This window comes from Ornithinibacillus caprae (assembly GCF_009728145.1).
In the GTDB taxonomy this organism is placed as follows: Bacteria; Bacillota; Bacilli; order Bacillales; family Amphibacillaceae; genus Ornithinibacillus; species Ornithinibacillus caprae.
The window spans coordinates 81,627-98,602 of sequence record NZ_WOCA01000016.1 but is presented as its reverse complement, the minus strand read 5'-3'; the positions used below and the strand labels follow the sequence as shown (position 1 = coordinate 98,602).

General features: G+C 36.4%; 16 protein-coding genes, 1 pseudogene and 1 riboswitch. Of the genes and pseudogenes, 6 read left to right on the top strand and 11 right to left on the bottom strand.

Annotated elements, in window-relative coordinates; genetic code table 11:
• Positions 1-175 (top strand): annotated as a pseudogene (locus GMD78_RS17020) (IS256 family transposase); the annotation flags it as partial.
• A gap of 263 nt (positions 176-438) precedes the next feature.
• Here the strand turns inward: GMD78_RS17020 and ytkD are convergent.
• The 5 genes from ytkD to GMD78_RS16995 form a co-directional block, all read right to left on the bottom strand.
• Positions 439-933: an RNA deprotection pyrophosphohydrolase gene (ytkD, locus tag GMD78_RS17015; protein ID WP_155670470.1), complete on the bottom strand. Its 495-nt coding sequence runs from the start codon at positions 931-933 to the stop codon at positions 439-441.
• 33 nt (positions 934-966) lie between these two features.
• Complete coding sequence (locus GMD78_RS17010; RefSeq protein ID WP_155670468.1) at positions 967-1,545, bottom strand: hypothetical protein; 579 nt, start codon at positions 1,543-1,545, stop codon at positions 967-969.
• Between the two features lie 217 nt (positions 1,546-1,762).
• Positions 1,763-2,083, bottom strand: coding sequence for a hydrolase (locus tag GMD78_RS17005; protein ID WP_155670466.1), 321 nt, complete (start codon positions 2,081-2,083; stop codon positions 1,763-1,765).
• Between the two features lie 248 nt (positions 2,084-2,331).
• A complete protein-coding gene (locus GMD78_RS17000; protein ID WP_155670464.1) occupies positions 2,332-3,138 on the bottom strand; it encodes an ABC transporter ATP-binding protein in 807 nt (268 codons plus the stop codon).
• A 145-nt stretch (positions 3,139-3,283) separates the two neighbouring features.
• Complete coding sequence (locus tag GMD78_RS16995; RefSeq protein WP_155670462.1) at positions 3,284-4,243, bottom strand: ABC transporter substrate-binding protein; 960 nt, start codon at positions 4,241-4,243, stop codon at positions 3,284-3,286.
• A 99-nt stretch (positions 4,244-4,342) separates the two neighbouring features.
• Between GMD78_RS16995 and GMD78_RS16990 the strand changes: the two genes are divergently transcribed.
• The 3 genes from GMD78_RS16990 to GMD78_RS16980 are packed head-to-tail and all read left to right on the top strand — an operon-like array spanning position 4,343 to position 7,402.
• Positions 4,343-5,347 (top strand): FecCD family ABC transporter permease, encoded by a 1,005-nt coding sequence (locus GMD78_RS16990; protein ID WP_155670460.1) that lies wholly within the window; start codon positions 4,343-4,345, stop codon positions 5,345-5,347.
• A complete protein-coding gene (locus GMD78_RS16985; RefSeq protein ID WP_155670458.1) occupies positions 5,347-6,369 on the top strand; it encodes a FecCD family ABC transporter permease in 1,023 nt (340 codons plus the stop codon). The genes GMD78_RS16990 and GMD78_RS16985 overlap by 1 nt, the downstream gene beginning before the upstream one ends.
• A gap of 19 nt (positions 6,370-6,388) precedes the next feature.
• Positions 6,389-7,402 carry an NAD(P)/FAD-dependent oxidoreductase gene (locus tag GMD78_RS16980; RefSeq protein ID WP_155670456.1) on the top strand — a complete coding sequence of 338 codons (1,014 nt, stop codon included), beginning with the start codon at positions 6,389-6,391 and terminating at the stop codon, positions 7,400-7,402.
• A gap of 601 nt (positions 7,403-8,003) precedes the next feature.
• Here GMD78_RS16980 and GMD78_RS16975 read toward each other — a convergent pair.
• From GMD78_RS16975 to GMD78_RS16955, 5 genes are all read right to left on the bottom strand, one after another.
• Positions 8,004-9,458 carry an o-succinylbenzoate--CoA ligase gene (locus tag GMD78_RS16975; protein ID WP_155670454.1) on the bottom strand — a complete coding sequence of 485 codons (1,455 nt, stop codon included), beginning with the start codon at positions 9,456-9,458 and terminating at the stop codon, positions 8,004-8,006.
• A 155-nt stretch (positions 9,459-9,613) separates the two neighbouring features.
• Complete coding sequence (menB, locus tag GMD78_RS16970) at positions 9,614-10,432, bottom strand: 1,4-dihydroxy-2-naphthoyl-CoA synthase (protein WP_155670452.1); 819 nt, start codon at positions 10,430-10,432, stop codon at positions 9,614-9,616.
• A gap of 39 nt (positions 10,433-10,471) precedes the next feature.
• Entirely contained in the window at positions 10,472-11,278 is an 807-nt protein-coding gene (gene menH / locus GMD78_RS16965; protein ID WP_155670450.1) for a 2-succinyl-6-hydroxy-2,4-cyclohexadiene-1-carboxylate synthase, read from the bottom strand.
• Positions 11,275-13,017, bottom strand: a complete 1,743-nt coding sequence (menD, locus tag GMD78_RS16960; RefSeq protein ID WP_155670448.1) for a 2-succinyl-5-enolpyruvyl-6-hydroxy-3-cyclohexene-1-carboxylic-acid synthase — start codon at positions 13,015-13,017, stop codon at positions 11,275-11,277. Before menD ends, menH begins: the two co-directional genes overlap by 4 nt.
• On the bottom strand, positions 13,017-14,402 hold the full coding sequence (locus GMD78_RS16955) for an isochorismate synthase (protein WP_155670446.1): 1,386 nt from the start codon (positions 14,400-14,402) through the stop codon (positions 13,017-13,019). The genes menD and GMD78_RS16955 overlap by 1 nt, the downstream gene beginning before the upstream one ends.
• 211 nt (positions 14,403-14,613) lie before the next feature.
• Here GMD78_RS16955 and GMD78_RS16950 point away from each other — a divergent pair, with 211 nt between their 5' ends.
• Together GMD78_RS16950 and GMD78_RS16945 are read left to right on the top strand one after the other, a co-directional pair.
• Positions 14,614-15,549, top strand: coding sequence for a 1,4-dihydroxy-2-naphthoate polyprenyltransferase (locus GMD78_RS16950; RefSeq protein WP_155670444.1), 936 nt, complete (start codon positions 14,614-14,616; stop codon positions 15,547-15,549).
• An 18-nt stretch (positions 15,550-15,567) separates the two neighbouring features.
• Complete coding sequence (locus GMD78_RS16945) at positions 15,568-15,954, top strand: hotdog fold thioesterase (protein WP_155670442.1); 387 nt, start codon at positions 15,568-15,570, stop codon at positions 15,952-15,954.
• Positions 15,955-15,992: 38 nt separating this feature from the next.
• On the opposite strand, the gene GMD78_RS16940 is transcribed toward GMD78_RS16945, so the two are convergent.
• Positions 15,993-16,577, bottom strand: a complete 585-nt coding sequence (locus GMD78_RS16940) for an ECF transporter S component (protein ID WP_196493852.1) — start codon at positions 16,575-16,577, stop codon at positions 15,993-15,995.
• Between the two features lie 159 nt (positions 16,578-16,736).
• Positions 16,737-16,882: riboswitch (FMN riboswitch) on the bottom strand.
• Positions 16,883-16,976: the final 94 nt, after the last annotated feature.

The following is a 16,976-nucleotide window of genomic DNA, read 5'->3' as shown; positions in this document are numbered from 1 at the left end:
GACTAAAAAAGGAGCATTCCCAAACGAGAACGCCCTTCTAAAAGTTTTGTATTTACGAACTAAAGAACTTGAAAATAAGTGGGAAGGCGGCCATATTCAACAATGGGCAATGGTCATGAATCAGCTGTTAATTCATGATCACCTTAATGAACGTGTGTTAAAGTATTTAGAATAACTTACACACTTTTCTTGACAAGCCCCGTTCTATGCTTTTCTGAATGAAGTTTCAGCCATGATAACTCCTCTCATGGACAAATCCATCCTCCCAGAAAAGAATTGTACCGTGACACCCCCTCTCATAGACATTTTCATTCTCCCAACAAAGAATTTTGGCCGTGATCATAACTCCCTCCTCTTTCTCATCGCATTAAAAAAGCCTGGATACCTCCAAACTTTTTCCCAAGACGAATTTAGGCTTTCACTTCAAAATAGCCTCTATTACACATCTACATCCTTTTTACTTTTAACAAATTCACGCTTAATATAATCTATACAGTACGTTAAAATATGATCTTTCATAATAAAACTATACGTATGATTTCGTTTAATATTTGATGGTATCTTATTTATCAACACTGGACCATTTGTCTCATAATACGTTTCTTCTTTACGCAGTGTGTCGATACGAGCAAAGTAAACATTTTTGACTATATGTCTACCTTTCCCATATACATAATATTGACCAATATACGTTAAATCTGTTACTATACCACCTGTTTCTTCTTTTACTTCTCTAATTGCGGCTTGTTCTGCTGTTTCTCCTTCTTCAACATTTCCACCTGGAAATTCTAATCCACGCTTTTTATGATCAGTCAAAAGCCATTTGTTTTGATATAAACAAATTACCCATACATGCTTTGGCTCAGGTGAAAAAGGGTGATCTTCAAAGGAAAACTTTACTTCATTATTATAATAATCTCTAAACGTATACATTATTTCAGCTGCCTTTTTCTTCGTGAAAATCTATTATGCTGGATACAATATCTCGGTTATTTTCCATTTATCGTTATGGTGTGTGAACACTATTTCAATGATATAGTTTCCATAAAGTACTGATTGATTTTCCTGAATAATTTTAATCTGATTCTCATCTAATTGTACTATATCATAATCATTTTCTTCCATAAACCATGGTGGAGTCTCGGTTGGAACGATATATAAGCTGCCCGCTTCTTCATTATAATAATAGTCAACATATGGGAATGCAACCTCTTGAGTAGTAACTTCTTCAAATTTCCGCACCAATTCTTCTTTTGTGTCAAAATGGACAACTCGATATTCTTCATCAATATCTTGCACAAGAATATTCATAAACTCATCCGTAAGTTTAACAATCTCCATATGTGTAATGTTGTATTGATTAGAATCAGATTCTTGGTTACTAGTTTTATCATTTAAATCTTCTACATGTGTTTGCTGGCTACCCTCTTCACCAATCGAGTCATTGGCTGAAGTAAAATGCAATTCATTTAGTTGAAATACTAGAAATAATACGAAGGCGATAATGAGTGCATGAATAGATTTACGTATCATTTGATCAATCATCCTCCTAATTCATTGCTAATTATATTATTCCTTTTAGAGATAAGTTATAAACATTAGAAGAATTAGCATTTACCTCGAAATTGACAGAATCCCTACATTTTTTTGAAAACTTAGTTTATGTCAAGCCTCTGTTGCACTTATGCAGGATAGGAAATTTTATACTTCCTATCTGTCAAAAAAGGAATAAGATATATAATTATCCTATTCCTAACTCTACTTACATATGTCTATTTGATAGAATTCCTATACTTTCTATATGAGATTTAGTATTTTCATCTCCTAATTGATATAACATTTGAAAAGCCTCTGTTATTCCTGCATCATAGTCATCATTTTGAGGGTCTTCATGGTACGGTTTAATTGGAATATGTGCCCGCAAAAACGTCCCAAAGGCAGCATCATCCATTTGGTTTATTTTAGAACGAAGCTCATCTATTTCCTCGTCTGTAGCATAAATCAAGAACTCATCATTATTATCATACTTAATTTGCGATATTTCTCCAGCTTGTAGACTGACATAATATTTTTTCTTTTCCATTCTGCATACCTCCTATACTTAATGTGGCACAAAAAATAGGAAGTATGTAATTCCTACATAAATAAGCATAGAAAACTTGGCTATTGCTAGTGGAATTCTTGGAAAAAATGTTCTATGTTTTTTAGAAGCACTTATCTATTGAATATCATCCTTTATGGTAACTTCCTTAGTTGTTTATGCTGCATAAGAGAGCATTCTTACTTGCAAAAAAACTCATCAAATGATTGATGAGTTTCAGTTCAATATTATTATATATTCGGATTGTATATACAGCGACCACGTCCATGTGGTATACACATTGGTGTACCAAACATTGGATCATACATAACATCACACTTCATATCAAAAACTTCATGCACGAGGTTACATGTAATAATTTCTTCTGGCTTACCTTGTGCAAAAACCTGTTTGTCTTTAATTGCAACAATATGATGTGCATATCGGCTAGCAAGATTGATATCATGCAATACCATAACTATGGTCCGATTATCTTTTTCATTAAGTTCAAATAATAAATCCAATACATCAATTTGATGTGTCATATCTAAATAGGTTGTTGGTTCATCTAATAGTATTAAATCCGTATCCTGTGCAAGGGTCATCGCAATCCAAGCACGTTGACGTTGTCCACCAGATAAGGAATCAACGGAACGATCTTGTAGATCACGAATATTGGTTACATCTAATGCATAATTAACAGCATCTTCATCATCTTTTGACCATTGCTTTAAAAAGCCTCGATATGGATGTCTTCCTTGTTTAACCAATTCTTTAACAGTCAATCCTTCAGGAGTAATTGGACTTTGTGGTAATATAGCTAATTTTTTTGCCACATCTTTTGTAGGCATTTTAGCTATGTCTTCCCCATTTAAAACAACATCTCCACCCCTTGGCTTCATAAGACGAGCCAAAGATCGAAGCAATGTTGATTTTCCACAACCATTACCGCCGATTAAAACTGTAATTTCCCCTTTAGGAATTTCAAGGTTTAAATCGTCGATGATAATTGTATCACCATATCCAAGTGTTAAATCTTTTGCCGTCAACGTTTGCATTGGAATCTCTCCCTACACCGTACTATAAATACATATATCATATTAATATGTGCATTTACCTACTTCATTACTACTTCTAGTTTATTTCCTTTTCATCATTTAGTCAATGATAATCGTTATCAATTATTAAATTTAATCATAAATGTTAATCAATTAATTCACCCAAAAGGTCATCAATTGTTTGCTCAGATGCAATCAAACCTCTATTCGTCCAATTACTTGGATCATTTATTCGGTAAATGTTACCACTTTCAGCAGCCGGTGTACTTTGCCAAACAGCACTATTTTCTAGAATTTCAATTCCGGGTTCTCCTTCTGTTGCCAGCAAAAATACATGATCAGCATCTAATTCAGATAACTTTTCAATCGATAATGGATTCCATTGTAACTCTGCGTCACCTAACTCTGTAACAAGATCTGGTTGATTTATTCCTAACTCCGAGTAAAGAACTATTGCGCTGTGACGGTTATGTTCAAATAAAAAGAATTGTTCCCCTGCTACCCAGATAGCTGCTACCGTTTCTTCACCAAGTGCTTCATTTATTTTCTCGCTTGCTTCAGCAACCTTTGCATCATAATCATTCAAAACCTGTTCTGCCTCGTTTTCCTTTCCAAAAAGTGTTCCAAATGTCTCAATTTGATTGCGCCAACTAGTTGTCGTCTCTTCAGTCATTACATAAGTTGAAGCAATTTTGTTATAATCCTCATATGTTCCTTCATAGCTTTCTAAGTTATTTTCTAAAATAATGAGATCAGGTTCGTGGCTCAACACTTGCTCTAAAGGTAAATTCCATTCAATACTTGGCAAGTCACCCAATTCTGTTTCCAGATAGTCTTGAATACTGGTACCAATAGCCCATTTGGCCACAGGAGTAATACCGAGTGCTAATAATGCATCTTCGTGATACGGTGCAATCACTCGCTCAACAGGTAGAGAAATCGTTACATCACCCATTTCTGAATCAAGAGTGACCTCCGTGTTTTCTTCTGTATTAGATTGTACTGATTCGTCATTGGAATCATCCGTTCCACATCCAGAAACAAGTACAATTAGTCCAACTAATCCTATAAAAACTGTCAAGTATTTTTTAAAATTTATATGCATATGTATTCCTCCAATATGTTATAATCTTATGTAAATGATAATCATTTTCAATTATGAAGTCAATATATATTTTTATTAAAGAAATCTTAGGAGTAAATCATGTTAGCAAATTCAAAAAGTTTAAAAATCCTTATTAATTTTATTGCATTTATAGCTGTAATATTGTCCATTGGACTTTCTATCTCATTTGGCGCAGTACATATAGAGCTTACTTCCGTTTGGGATGCAATACTTCATTTTAATCCTGAACTAACAAATCATCAGGTAGTACAAGAATTGCGTTTACCAAGGGCTTTAGCTGCTGCTTTGGTAGGTGCATTCCTAGCTGTATCAGGTGCAGTTATGCAAGGTATGACTCGCAACCCTCTAGCATCACCATCGATCATGGGGGTTACTGACGGAGCAGCCTTTGCTTTAGTCATAACACTTGCATTCTTTCCTACGCTAACCATGTTCGGTACAACATTTGCATCATTTATGGGTGCTGGTATAGCAGTCGTTATTGTCTTTGTAATTGGTTCCTTGTCAGCTGGTGGGCTAACTCCCGTTAAGCTCGCCTTAGCAGGGGTAGCGATAGGAACAATGCTAAGTTCCATATCATCCATTATCTCCCTACATTTTCAACTTGAAAAACAAATGGGGTTTTGGTTAGCTGGAGGACTAGCAGGTACAAATTGGACTTCAATTCAAATATTAATGATATCTGGTTTAGTCGGTTTAATTCTTGCGCTTGGAATTTCAAAGTCCATCACCGTTTTAAGTTTAGGTGAAGATGTGTCCACTAGCTTAGGACAAAAAAACATGGTAACCAAACTTCTCGGAATACTATCCGTACTAATTCTTACAGGTGCTGCAGTATCTATTGCAGGTGCTGTCGGATTTGTTGGACTTATTGTTCCACATATTACCCGATTTATCATGGGGACAGACTACCGATGGATTATTCCATCTTCTGCAATATTTGGTGCATTACTTCTCGTATTAGCTGATATTGGTTCAAGGCTTATAAATGCACCCTTTGAAACACCGGTTGGCGCAATTACCTCCTTAATCGGCGTTCCGTTCTTCTTATATTTGGCACGTGGTAGTGGAGGTGGAAAATAATGAATACTTATGAAGAAAAAAAACAAAAGAAATTTCTAATTATAATCAGCTTACTTGTACTATTAATCATTTTGATGTTCTTTACTAGTTTGAGTACGGGTATCATCCAAATCTCTCCTATCGATGTTATAAGGACAGTATTTAACAATGGAACACAAAGACAAGAATTGATTTTATTTGATTTTCGTTTGCCTGGTATCCTGTTAGCCCTCTTAATTGGTACTGGATTAGCCGTATCAGGAGCAATATTACAAGGGATAACACAAAATGAATTAGCTGATCCAGGTATTCTAGGAATTAATACGGGTGCAGGACTTGCTGTTGTACTTTATATCTTCTTTTTCCAAAATCGATTGGATATAGATGGTTTTCTGTCGATATTTATGATGCCAATTTCTGCCCTTGGTGGTGCAATATTTGCTGCATTGTTAATTTACGCAATAGCTTGGAAAAAAGGGGTTAATCCAATTCGATTAATTCTAGTCGGAATTGGGATAAACGCTGGGTTTAGTGCGTTATTAATAATTTTTCAATTAAAAATGGATCCCCAAGATTTTAGACAGGCAACGGTTTGGCTATCTGGTGATATTTGGAGTGCGAATTGGAATTTTGTCCTAGCACTTTTACCTTGGATCGTTATATTGATACCGTTAGCTTTACAAAAAGCTCATGCTTTAAATGTATTACATTTCGGAGATGAAGTAGCATCTGGTCTTGGAACAAGTGTTGAAAAAGAACGGCTAAAACTATTAATAATTGCCGTCTCACTTGCAGGAGCTGCGGTAGCCGCTGGTGGGGCAATTGCATTTTTAGGGTTAGTAGTTCCACATATTGCAAGAAAGTTAATTGGTCCATTACATCAATTTATAATTCCTATATCTGCATTAATTGGTGCATTGTTGCTAATGGTTGCCGATATGATTGGAAAAAATATACTTGCACCAACACAAATTCCCGTTGGTATTGTCGTAGCTATTCTAAGTGCACCATATTTTGTCTATTTATTAATGAAATCAAAGTAACCGACTAGGAGGAAAACATATGTCAAGAGAACTAGAATTATATGATGTGACAATTATTGGTGGTGGTCCAGTAGGATTATTCACAGCATTTTATAGTGGAATGCGAGAAATGAAAACCAAAATAATAGAATTCCTCCCTTTTTTAGGGGGAAAGGTACCTTATTTTTATCCAGAAAAAATCATTCGTGATGTTGGAGGAATTCCACATATTTCAGGGGAAGAATTCACAGAGAATTTAATTGAACAAGCAATGACATTTGATCCTACGGTTGTATTAGAACAACAAATTACAAAAATGAAGAGATTAGATGATGGTACGTTTCTATTAACTAGTCATAATGGTACGAACCATCTTACGAAAACGGTTATATTAGCTACGGGCTATGGAACATTACAGTCAGTTAAACTGGACCTTCCAGAAGCTAATCACTTTGAAGGTACTAGCCTTCATTATCACATTAATAAACTAAATAGCTATGCTGGAAAACATGTTCTAATTTCTGGCGGAGGTAATTCCGCTATAGATTGGGCAAATGAACTTGAACCGATAGCAGAAACAGTTTCAGTAGTATATCGAAAACCAGATTTCTCTGGTATTGAAAGTAATATAACTAAAATGAAAAATTCTTCGGTTCGAGTATTTAGTCCTTTTGAAATGATCGAGCTAAAAGGAAGTAACGGACAAATCTCAAGTGTAGTTATCAAGGAAGTAGGCAGTAATAAATTAGAGGAAATTACAATAGACAGCGTCATTGTAAATCATGGATTTATTATTGATCTTGGCTCCATCACTGAATGGGGAATGGTAATGAATAATGGAACTATACAGGTAAATCATACAATGGCTACATCGATTCCAGGAATATTTGCAGTAGGCGATATAGCCAACTATGAGGGTAAATTAAACCTAATAGCTGGAGGGTTTAATGAAGGGCCAATAGCTGTGAATCACGCGAAATTACATATAGCACCTAAAGAAGAACTTAAACCGATCTATTCAACTAATTATGAACCACTAATGAAGAACAATTAAATAGAAATAAGCTTGGCCAAAATTTTGTATAGATTGCACAACTTAAGGTATGAAACAATTTTTATACGTAATGCCACTACTATTATAGTGGGTATTTACTCTCCAAAAATCACAACACCACCACTAGTGTGGCAGAATACTCCTCAAAAATAAAAGTCAATTTTCTTCGTGAGGCGTAATGCTGTCTATGTATTCCTTGTCCTGTGCGAACAGCATGCGTCCGAAGACCACAGAGTGATGCGCCTGCGTCTTCTAGCATCGCTTCGAAGCATATTCCTCAGCGCAAGGGCAAAGAAGCATACCCAAGATGCTCCCTGGCTGATGCCGTGCCCACGGCAAATTAGACACTGTGAAAGTGGCTGCAAGTAGCTTGAACAGATGTCGGCCTTGTGCTGGAAGTGACAGCGAAGTATTCTGCCGCAGCGGTGTTATAGCAATCGTTTTGAAGGAGCGGAAGAAAGTTAATAACCATGCCGGAGAGAAGTTACTGCGCATTCTACATCAACTATGAATTAGTCTCGAACCGTAGAAAATCCATCCTAGCCCTTCTTAATAAACATTCGTTTTTAAACCGGGCGTTTCATTATTGTTGCTTTCGCTTCTATTTATTCATTAAGTTTAATAGCTTACTTCTAACTAATTTGTTCGAAGCATTTCTAGGTAATTCTTCTACAAAATAGATCTCATTTGGAATCTTATATGCTGCCAGCCGTGTTTGAAGGAAGTGATAAACATCTTCCTTATCTAATTTTGGATCATTCGGAACAATAAAAGCATACGGCACTTGTCCCCACTTCTCATTCTCCACACCTACTACACCAACTTCTTTTACTTGCTCCAAACCGGCTATTACACTTTCTACCTCGGAGGGATATATATTTTCTCCTCCTGAAATAATTAGGTCCTTCCTTCTATCCACTACATATAAAAACCCTTCTTCGTCAAGGTAGCCTAGATCTCCCGTTGCAAGCCAACCATCTTTGAAGGAGCCTTCATTAGCAGCTTGATTTTGAAAATACCCTTTCGTTACCATCGGACCTTTCACAAGAATTTCACCGATATTTTCATGATCTGGATTAATAATATCTAATTGCGCAGGTACTAAAGGTTTTCCGGAGGAACCTACCTTATTCAAGGCATCGTGGGGGCTTAATGTTGCAATTTGAGATGATGTTTCTGTCATACCATATGATTGAAAGACCGGTACCAGCTTTTCCTTTGCTTTTTCTAATAATGCTTTAGGTGCAGGTCCTCCGCCTAAAAGCATGCAGCGGAAATGTTCAGGGTAAAATTCTTCGCCTAGCTTTTCCATCAACCGTTGTACCATTATAGTAACAACTGATATCATGGTAACACCTCGATGCATAATAGCATGATGGACACTTCCCACATGAAACTTTTCAAACAACATTACCGGCATACCATAAATAACGCTTTTTAAATAGATAGATAATCCTCCCACATGGAACATCGGTAAAGTAGCCAACCACTTATCTTCTTTAGACAAACCAAGATTTAAGGCAGAGCTAATAGCACTCCACCAATGGTTCCCATACGTATGTACAACTCCTTTTGGAAAACCAGTTGTTCCAGAAGTATAGATAATTGTAAAATCATCTTCTAAGTTTAGTTCCGTAACTAATGGTATTTTCTTTTCCATACAATCATCAATCATGGAAAACGATCGAACGATCTCAACATCCAATTGTTCTGCCTTGGGATAAAGGTCATCCAAGGTAAGAACAATTGAAACCTTTGCATCACGGAGTTGATAGTTTAATTCTTGTGTCGTAAGTCTGGTATTTAATAAAACCCCCACTGATCCAAGATAGCTTAATGCGTGGATAGCAATGATCATTCTTACGTCATTCGTTGACAAAACACCTATATGATCCCCATTTTTGACTCCCAAGCTTGCTAATTTTCTAGCAAATATCTGGCTCTTTTGTTTTAATTCAAGAAAAGTTAGTGTTGTACCATTCTCTAATTCTATTGCAGGTTGATTAGGAGCTAAATACGCTTGTTTTGTTAACCAATGAGGAATCGTTTCCGTCATCAGAAATCCCCCCTTATTTAGAAAACTTGACTTTCATATCGTATTAATAGTGGATATCGTATTTGTTTTTATGCTTATAAAACCTTCTTGACTGCTAATAATGGAAAAACCTTTGCTTCATAGCAAAGGTCTCTCAATACGTCGTCCCATATAGATCACGGGAAGCGTGGGAATTGATCAAAATCTGGCTTTCTTTTTTCCTTAAATGCATCTCTACCCTCTTTTGCTTCATCTGTAGTGTAATACAGCAATGTTGCGTCTCCGCCCATTTGTTGAAGTCCAGCTAATCCATCTGTATCCGCATTAAAGGATGCTTTTAAGAATCGTAGTGCAGTTGGTGACTTTTCTAAAATTTCTTCACACCACTGAATCGTCTCCTCTTCTAATTTCTCAAGAGGAACAACCGTATTTACTAAGCCCATTTCATATGCTTCTTCCGCATTGTATTGACGGCATAAGAACCAAATCTCACGAGCACGTTTATGACCAACCATACGGGCCAATAACCCAGCACCATAACCGGCATCAAAGCTTCCAACTTTAGGTCCAGTTTGTCCAAAAATAGCATTATCAGCAGCAATGGTTAAATCACAAACAACATGTAATACATGTCCGCCACCAATTGCATAACCAGATACCATGGCTATTACTGGTTTTGGAATCGTACGAATTAACCGCTGAAGGTCTAATACGTTTAAACGTGGTACTTGATCACTTCCAACATAACCACCATGCCCTCTTACGGATTGGTCTCCACCAGAGCAAAATGCTTTGTCTCCAGCACCAGCTAATACAATTACACCAACGGATGAATCATCACGTGCATCCGCAAATGCATCAATCATTTCATTCACTGTTAGTGGTGTAAATGCATTACGCTTTTCCGCACGGTTAATCGTCACTTTAGCAATTCCATTGTATTTCTCATAAATAATCTCTTCGTAATCTCTTACTTTTTCCCATGCTACAGTCATGTAATTCCTCCTTAATTGTTCCTTTATTATGTAAAAATACTACAATGAGTTCTGTAAAATAAACTCCGTTACTATTTTACCAAAAATCTCAGCTTGTTCCACATGAATTGCATGCCCAGCATTTTTTATGATCCTTAAATCACTATTTGATAGGCTTTCCTTCATTCTTTCATTTATTTTAACAAACTTATGATCATATTCACCAGCCATTAACAAAACAGGTTTATGAAAGTTTGATAATTCATTCCACCAACTAGGTTGACTACCGGTTCCCATGTGTCTTAAGGAGCACGCTAAACCTTTTTCGGTATGGGACATTCTTTCGTCTCGAATGATTTTCTGTTTATTACTGGGTAACTGTTTCTGCGTGTTAAATAATGGGATGTTTTCCCAAAAATCAACAAAAGACTCTAAGCCCTCTTTTTCAATTCTTTCCGCAAGCTTTTCATCGTTAGCCCTTCGATTATGTCGTTCTTGTTGTAAAGCTAACCCTGGTGAAGCACTTTCTAGTATCAGTGACTTAATTAATCCAGGATAAAGCATTGCAAACGAAAGAGCCGTTCTTCCCCCCATAGAATAACCAACTAGGTGGACTGACTCAAGTGACAGGTGTTGAAATAGTTGGTTTAAATCATGACAACATGCTTCCATCGTTCTTGGTGAATTTATTTTAGTTTTTCCATGTCCAGGTAAGTCAATGGTGACGATTTGAAATTTAGATTTCAAATTATGTACAAGCGGTGACCATGTCTGAGAGCTACCTGTAAATCCATGGAGGAAAACAACAGGTTCACCTATACCATGAATTTCATACCAGTAGGTAGCATCCCCTATATTAAATTTCATTCGACCACCGACTTAGAAATGTCATTATTTATATCTGCCCATAAATTACGATGCCATGTAACGTTTTCTTCCCTGTTTGTAATTACTTCCACAACGGAAAGTCCCGACTCTTGATAAGATTCACGTAAAGCTTTTTCTAGTTCCATTTCATTTGAGGCTTTATGATAATATCCTCCATATAGATCTACTGCCTGTTTAAAGTCAAGGTTCACCGGGGTTCCAAATAAAGCTTCAAAATGTTTACGTTCCGATGCCTGTGGTAGGAATGAGAATATCCCCCCACCATTATTGTTAATCAATAAAATCGTTATATTTAATTGATAATGTTTGGAAGCTAATAATCCATTCAAATCGTGAAAGAAAGATAAATCTCCTAAAACCAAGGTAACCGGTGTCCCAGTAGCTGCTGCTCCTAAGGCACTGGATATGATGCCATCGATTCCATTTGCACCACGATTAGCTAAAACATAAATATTTTTAGAAGTAGTTAAAAAGAAAGTATCTACATCCCTAACTGCCATACTATTTCCAACATATAAACTGCTTTCATTAGGTAATGTGGAGATGAGTTTCCTAACAGCTGAACCTTCCGTTAAAGCTTCACCAGAAACATCTGTGAGATGTTTTTTGGTGATATGATTCATGTTCTTCCATGTTTGGAGCCAATTAGATGAAAACTTCAAGTCTCCACCTTGCTCTATCAACTGTGTACAGAAAGAAACTGGGTCGGAATAAATAAATTCCGTTCGGTTTCCTACTGGTTCTCGATGACCACCATGGTTTTCTACAACATATTGCTTAGCATCCTGATTTTCCTGTACGTAGAACAGATATGGTTTAGAAACTGGCATCGCTCCAAATCGAATTATAAAATCTGGTTTTAATTTTTTTCGGTAATGTTTATTCCTTAAAAATGCATCATAACCTTCAATAATATGATTCTTTGGATGATTACCAGCTCTTACTTGTGATAGAGGATCTGCTAATATTGGTAACTTCCATAGAGCAGCAAGCTTGGTAATAGCTTGTCCCAATTCTTCATCTACCTGTGGTCCACATACGATAACGCCTCGTTTTACTAATTGAAGGTTGCCGATAATTGAACAAATCATATTTTCTGGTATTACTCTTTGCCCCTCGATAACCGGTGCATAAGATTCTTCCGTTGTTTCTCCCCATAAGTTTTCTACTGTAAAATCTGGAATTAATGGTTCACGAAATGGAAAATTTAAATGGACTGGACCAGCATTATCTCCTTGGGCAGTCTGAACAGCTCGTGCTGCATTTTTTCTAACATAAGCTAACATAGCAGGAGTTGCTTCTGGCATAGACATCTCCTGAAACCATTTAACATAGTCACCATATAATTTAATTTGATCAATAGCCTGTGGTGCTCCGACATCACGTAATTCGTGTGGACGATCCGCTGTCAATACCACAAGTGGTACTCTACTTTGATACGCCTCCACAATTGCAGGAAAATAATTGGCAGCAGCAGTACCGGACGAACAAACCAATGCAACAGCTCGTTTCGTTTGTTTTGCCAAACCTAGTCCAAAAAAGGCAGCAGATCGTTCATCTAAAATTATCCATTCTTTTATAGTTGGATGTTCTGCCATGGTCATAGCAAGTGGTGTTGATCGTGAACCTGGGGAGATGACAACATCTGTTAAACCAGTTTTTGCTAATTCATCTACAAAATTTGCCATATATCTTGTTAAATGCTCTTTATATTCCATCATAATCCTCCTAAAACGGACAACATTGGTAAGAATTTTATGTTGGTTTCCTCATACTCCGCTTCTGGATTGGAATCTTCAACAATACCACACCCAGCAAACAGTGTTGCCCGGTTCCCTTGAATAAGTCCAGAACGTATTGCAACAGCAAACTCACCATTTTCATTGCTATCTAACCAACCTATTGGAGCACCATACCAACCGCGATCCAGTTGTTCATAATGACGGATAAATTCTAATGATTCTTTTCTTGGTGTTCCTCCTAAAGCAGGTGTTGGATGTAGATTATCAATGATATTTAAAATACTATATCCCTCTTTTAATGTTGCTCGTACAGGTGTATATAAGTGCTGCAAATTAGTTAACGCTAGAATAACTGGTTCATTTGGTATATCAATGTTTTCACAATATTCTTCCATTGCATGCTTAATCATCTGAACAACAAAATCATGCTCCTCACGGTTTTTCTGGTCCTGTAACAATGAAAATTTATATTTTTGATCTTCTTCCTCTGTCATTCCTCTAGGTGCTGTTCCTGCCAAACAAGTTGAAAGTAATTCTCTTCCCTCTAATTTCACTAGGCGTTCAGGAGTTGCACCTATAAAACAATCCTCTCCATGCTCAAAGGCAAAGATATAACTGGTAGGCTGTGTATCGATTAATTGTTCAAGTACATTACTTACTTCAGCCTGATTCGAAAGCTGTAGTCGAATCTCCCGAGCAAGAACGATCTTTTCTGCATTACATTTTTTAATTTCTTCTGTTGCTTTCTGTACAGTTTGCTTCCATTGTTCTGGCTTAATTTCTTCTTTAGAAACCACACTTACCTTCTCTGGCCAATCTTCTAGTGGTGATAACAATTCTTTTTCCTTTCCTTTTAACTGATGAAGTAATTGTTTCGCATGGTCATTCTTATTTACTCGAACAATAGATGTAAAATAGAAATTCCCATTGTGCTTCGTAAGAGTAAATTCCGGTATTGTAAATTGGCTTGCGTTATAATTTTTCCATAAGTCGGTTGATTTTTTATATGGATCAAATGCCATACCACCAAGAGCCACTATTCCAGTACCAGGTACTTGATATGGGTTATGGATCATGGCATCTTCAAGAATAGTCTGCCATTTATTTTCTATATATAAAATGTCTGGCTGTTCTGTTTCTATTTCAAATGCAGCACCAACTCCAACCATATAAAAATCATCAACTGAGCTTTTCCAAAATGATCGGTTACCACGAATAGACTTGGCTGCTTCAAAAAAAGATAATGGATTTATGTCATCTAATTGTTTGGTATAACTCACAAGTTTTATATTACTTGATTGTATCGAATGAATTGCTTTATCAAGCATAGATTCTAAAAGGTCTTCTTTTATCTTAAGCATCTAGGTTAAACCTCCATGTTAAAAACTACGACAAACTTTCTTATCTATTTTATTCTCTTTTTTATTCTTTCTCAAGAAATGGAACTATATTTCAACCTTACGATATCTACATTAATTTCCATATCCTATCATACCACATTATCTAATTGACACCTTATCTCAATTTCCATAAACTTAATATGATATAGTAATCTCAGGGGGAAAAGACAGAATGAATAAGACAAATAAAGATCATATAAAACAAACTTTAAATGAAAGAGGAGGTTTTCAAGTTTGGTGGCGCCTTCTAAGACCACATACATTAACAGCATCCTTTGTTCCTGTTTTTGTTGGAACAATGATTGCAATTAATGATACTGCTTTACATGTTTGGTTGTTTCTTGCGATGCTAGTTGCCTCTATGTTAATTCAATCGGCAACCAATATGTTTAATGAATATTACGATTATGTTCGTGGACTTGATACAGAAGAATCTGTTGGTATTGGAGGAACCATTGTCCGAGATGGGATTAAACCAAAGACCGTTTTAAATCTAGCACTAGCCTTTTATGTTATCTCCTTATTACTTGGAATATACATTTGTATGGAATCCAACTGGTGGATTGCTGTAATCGGACTCGTTAGCATGGCTTTGGGTTATTTTTATACTGGTGGTCCAATCCCAATTGCATATACTCCATTAGGTGAACTTTTTTCCGGATTTTTCATGGGAACCGTTATTATAGGAATTAGTTATTTCATACAAACTGGAACAGTGACATCCGAAGCGCTATTCATATCGATTCCAGTTGCTATTTTTATTGGTTGTATCATGCTTGCTAATAATATAAGGGACCTTGATGGTGACAAGAAAAACGGAAGAAAAACCATTGCGATATTACTAGGTAGACCAAATGCCGTTCGCTTACTAGCACTATTATTTGTATTTGCATATATTCTTACAACGCTCTATATGATTCTTGGCATTTTACCTATTTGGTCCGTTATCACCTATTTGGGAATCATTCTAGCTATAAAGGTAATAAAAAACTTCTGGGGTAAAACCCAACCTTTAGAAATGATGCCAGCTATGATTGCTACTGGAAAAACAAACTCAATTTATGGATTTCTACTGGGGTTATCACTATTCATTCATCATTTATTTTAATATATAGGGGGAATAAGGATGGAGTTATCTAACACACTATTGGAATCACTAGGGATTGAAGTCGTATCTCTAGATAAAAATCTGGTTGTAATGGACATGCCTGTTGATGGTAGAACACATCAACCTGCTGGCTTTTTGCATGGAGGGGCAAATGTAGCATTAGCTGAATCAGCAGCTAGTATCGGAGCATGCTTGCATGTTGATTTGGAGCACTATCATGTTTTTGGTATAGAGATTAATGCAAACCATGTAAAAAGTAAGCGCGATGGAAAAGTTACTGCCAAAGCAACACCTTTTCATATCGGTAAGACAACGATGGTATGGGAAATAAAAATAGTAGATGAACAAGATAACCTCATCTGTATTTCCCGATGTACCGTTGGTGTTGTTCCAAAGAAAAAATAAAAAAGCTAATTCGCTAAGTAGCGAATTAGCTTTTTTTACTATACAAATTTTGCTTGCTGTTGTTCAATCCATCTACGCATTTTTATAAATAATGGAACAAATAGTAGACCAACAACAATTCCTTTAATCACGTTAAACGGAAGAATACCAGCAACTACGGACCACCATTTTGCCTGATGAGTCATATCTCCCCAATCCATAAGCAACGCGTATGCTGGTAAGATAAAGAAATAATTAAGAACTCCCATACCTAATGCCATAATGATTGTTCCAGTTACTAGCCCAGATACAATGCTTTTTACATTTTTGTATTTATGATACAAAATACCAACTGGAACTACGAACATTAGTCCTGCTAAGAAGTTTGCTAATACCCCTACAATTTCTCCTCCACCTATAGCTAAATATAAGATGTTTTTAATTGCTACTACAATAACACCTGCTAATGGAGAAAATATTAAGGAAGCCATTATTGCCGGTACATCACTAAAATCAATTTTTAAGTAAGGTGGCAACATAGGCAATGGAAAGTTCACAAAGAAAAGTACGAGTGAAATTGCACCCAATAAAGATAATATAATAAGTTTTACTAGTTTTGATGATTGCAGATTCCCTGGTTGCATCATCGATCTCCTCCTTCACCTTTGTATCGATTCACATCTCGTTGTGAAGGATCAGCCTATTCCTGCTTACATATAAAAACCCTAAAGCACCTAATCGGGGCTTTAGGGTATAGTTAACCACAGGAAATTAAGGTACAGTATGCACCTATTTTTTCAGCTCGTCATCTTCTCCCATCCAGACTATAACTGTCGGTCCTGGATTTACACCAGGTCAACCGCAAAGGAAAGAAACTTTACGGGTCACGGACTTAGAACTATGTTCATTTACCGTCGGTCGGGAATTGCACCCTGCCCCGAAGATGGAATCGATATTATATTGTCATTAATTATTATACAAATTATCATATAACTTGAAAAGGGGTTTGCTCAGAAATAATAAAAAGGTGCAGAAATTCTGCA